The organism is Streptomyces sp. NPDC059456, from assembly GCF_042750055.1.
Taxonomy (GTDB): domain Bacteria; phylum Actinomycetota; class Actinomycetes; order Streptomycetales; family Streptomycetaceae; genus Streptomyces.
In genome coordinates this window covers 381-3,433 of record NZ_JBHYVA010000293.1, presented here as the reverse complement: position 1 = coordinate 3,433, position 3,053 = coordinate 381, and the positions used below count along the sequence as shown (strand labels likewise).

Below are 3,053 nucleotides of genomic sequence, written 5' to 3'. Positions count from 1 at the left end.
GCTCGCTGGTGTCCGCCGAGACATACCACCCCGCCGCGCCCCCCGCGCGGCGCCGCCCCCCCCCCTCCTCGTGTGTGCGTCGGGGGTCGGCTACGCCGACTTCTCCTGCGGGCCCTGGTCCTTCGGGACGATGCGGGGGACCAGCGTCGGGTTGACGTTCGAGCGGACGACGTCCGCCGTGATGACCACGCGGGCCACGTCCTTGCGGGACGGGACCTCGTACATCACCGACATGAGGACCTCCTCCATGATGGCGCGCAGACCGCGCGCGCCCGTCTGGCGGAGGATGGCCTGGTCCGCGATGGCCTCCAGCGCCTCGCGCTCGAAGTCCAGCTCCACGCCGTCGAGTTCGAAGAGCCGCTGGTACTGCTTCACCAGGGCGTTGCGCGGCTCGACCAGGATCTGCAGCAGCGCCTCGCGGTCCAGGTTGTGGACCGAGGTGATGACGGGCAGACGGCCGATGAACTCCGGGATCATCCCGAACTTCACCAGGTCCTCCGGCATGACCTCCTGGAACTGGTCGCTCGCCTCGATCTCGCGCTTCGAGCGGATCGTCGCCCCGAAGCCGATGCCCTTGGCGCCCGCGCGCGACTCGATGATCTTCTCCAGGCCGGCGAAGGCGCCGCCCACGATGAAGAGCACGTTCGTCGTGTCGATCTGGATGAACTCCTGGTGCGGGTGCTTGCGGCCGCCCTGCGGCGGGACCGAGGCCGTCGTCCCTTCCAGGATCTTCAGCAGGGCCTGCTGCACGCCCTCGCCGCTGACGTCGCGCGTGATCGACGGGTTCTCGCTCTTGCGGGCGACCTTGTCGATCTCGTCGATGTAGATGATCCCGGTCTCGGCCTTCTTGACGTCGTAGTCGGCCGCCTGGATCAGCTTGAGCAGGATGTTCTCGACGTCCTCGCCCACGTACCCGGCCTCCGTCAGCGCCGTCGCGTCGGCGATGGCGAACGGGACGTTGAGCATGCGCGCGAGCGTCTGGGCGAGCAGCGTCTTGCCGGAGCCGGTCGGGCCCAGCAGCAGGATGTTGGACTTCGCGAGCTCGATCGCGTCGTCCCGGCCCTGCGCGCCGCCGTTCTCGCCGGCCTGGACGCGCTTGTAGTGGTTGTAGACCGCCACCGAGAGGGCCTTCTTCGCCGGCTCCTGGCCGACGACGTAGCTCTCCAGGAACTCGTAGATCTCACGAGGCTTGGGGAGTTCCTCCCACCGGACCTCGGAGGTCTCCGCGAGCTCCTCCTCGATGATCTCGTTGCAGAGGTCGATGCACTCGTCGCAGATGTACACACCGGGTCCTGCGATGAGCTTCTTCACCTGCTTCTGGCTCTTTCCGCAGAACGAGCACTTGAGCAGGTCGCCGCCGTCACCGATGCGTGCCACGAGGTGCTTCCCCTTCGCCTGGGAGACGCCTGGTTCAGCGCTCCTGGTGCCTCATATCCGACGGTACCTTGCCGGGGGCCCCGTACGGGGCCCCCTTGACGTGGTTCACATCGCCGAATGTGACGACGTGCCCACGCCAACTGGCGGCAAGGGTCAGTGGGAGTTCTTGCGGGTCGAGACGATCTGGTCGATCAGGCCGTACGCGAGCGCGTCCTCGGCCGTCAGGATCTTGTCGCGCTCGATGTCCTCGCGGATCTTCTCGATCGGCGTGGTGGAGTGCTTGGCCAGCATGGTCTCCAGCTGGTCGCGCATGCGCAGGATCTCGTTGGCCGCGATCTCCAGGTCGGAGAGCTGCTCGCGGCCGGTGCCGCCGGACGGCTGGTGGATCAGCACGCGGGCGTTCGGCAGCGCCATGCGCTTGCCGGGCGTGCCGGCCGCCAGCAGGACCGCGGCGGCGGAGGCCGCCTGGCCCATGCAGACCGTCTGGATGTCCGGCTTCACGAACTGCATCGTGTCGTAGATGGCCGTCAGCGCGGTGAAGGAGCCACCGGGGCTGTTGATGTAGATCGAAATGTCGCGGTCCGGGTCCATCGACTCCAGGCACAGCAGCTGCGCCATGACGTCGTTGGCGGAGGCGTCGTCGATCTGCACGCCGAGGAAGATCACGCGCTCCTCGAAGAGCTTCGCGTACGGGTCGTACTCGCGCACGCCCTGCGAGGTGCGCTCGACGAAGCGCGGGACGACGTACCGGTTGTCCACCTGCGGGCCGGTGTAGAGGCCGCTCGCGGGAGAGAGGTTGTTCATGTGCATCTGGGTGTTCACCATCCTGGTGGCGTTCTGCGGGCTGGGGCTTGCCGGGTGCGGGCGGGCGTACGGGTCCTCGTACGAGGACCCGCGCGCCGGGGCCGGGATCAGGCCCCGGTGCCGCCGCCGCCCGGGACCAGCGACGCGGCGGAGATGATCTCGTCGATGAGGCCGTACTCCTTGGCCTCCTCCGCGGTGAACCAGCGGTCGCGGTCGCCGTCGCGGATGATCGCCTCCACGGTCTGGCCGGAGTGGTGGGCGGTGATCTCGGCCATGCGCTGCTTGGTGCGCAGCAGGTACTGGGCCTGGATCTTGATGTCAGAGGCGGTGCCGCCGATGCCGGCGGAACCCTGGTGCATCAGGATGTCGGTGTTCGGGAGCGCGAAGCGCTTGCCCGGGGCGCCGCCGGTGAGCAGGAACTGGCCCATGGAGGCCGCCATGCCCATGCCGATGGTGACGACGTCGTTCGGGATGTACTGCATGGTGTCGTAGACCGCCATGCCCGCCGTCACCGAGCCGCCCGGGCTGTTGATGTACAGGTAGATGTCCTTCTCCGGCTCCGCGGCCAGGAGGAGGAGCTGCGCCGTGATCTTGTTCGCGATGTCGTCGTCGACCTGCTGGCCGAGGAAGATGATGCGCTCGCCGAGCAGCCGGTTGTAGACATGGTCGCCGAGGCCGCCACCGATGGACGGCTCACCCGCGGCGTAAGGCTTCAGATTCGTCACGTATCCACCTGCTCGTCTCCGACGGCCACATGCCGTCTCAGCGTCTCGTTCTGGGGCGCGGACCGGTGGGGGGGCGCGGGCGGCGGCGGCCGGGTGATCCCCTGCCCTCGGATTGATTGTCACAAAAGCGCAGGTCGGTCAAAGCCA

General features: G+C 68.0%; 3 protein-coding genes. All 3 read right to left on the bottom strand.

The window, feature by feature from the left end; all coding sequences use genetic code 11:
* Positions 1 to 90 precede the first annotated feature (90 nt).
* Positions 91 to 1,377 (bottom strand): ATP-dependent Clp protease ATP-binding subunit ClpX, encoded by a 1,287-nt coding sequence (gene clpX / locus ACFXA3_RS23815; RefSeq protein ID WP_030297265.1) that lies wholly within the window; start codon positions 1,375 to 1,377, stop codon positions 91 to 93.
* A 153-nt stretch (positions 1,378 to 1,530) separates the two neighbouring features.
* Entirely contained in the window at positions 1,531 to 2,202 is a 672-nt protein-coding gene (locus ACFXA3_RS23810) for an ATP-dependent Clp protease proteolytic subunit (protein ID WP_054226614.1), read from the bottom strand.
* An 86-nt stretch (positions 2,203 to 2,288) separates the two neighbouring features.
* Positions 2,289 to 2,906, bottom strand: a complete 618-nt coding sequence (locus ACFXA3_RS23805) for an ATP-dependent Clp protease proteolytic subunit (RefSeq protein WP_054226615.1) — start codon at positions 2,904 to 2,906, stop codon at positions 2,289 to 2,291.
* Positions 2,907 to 3,053 lie beyond the last annotated feature (147 nt).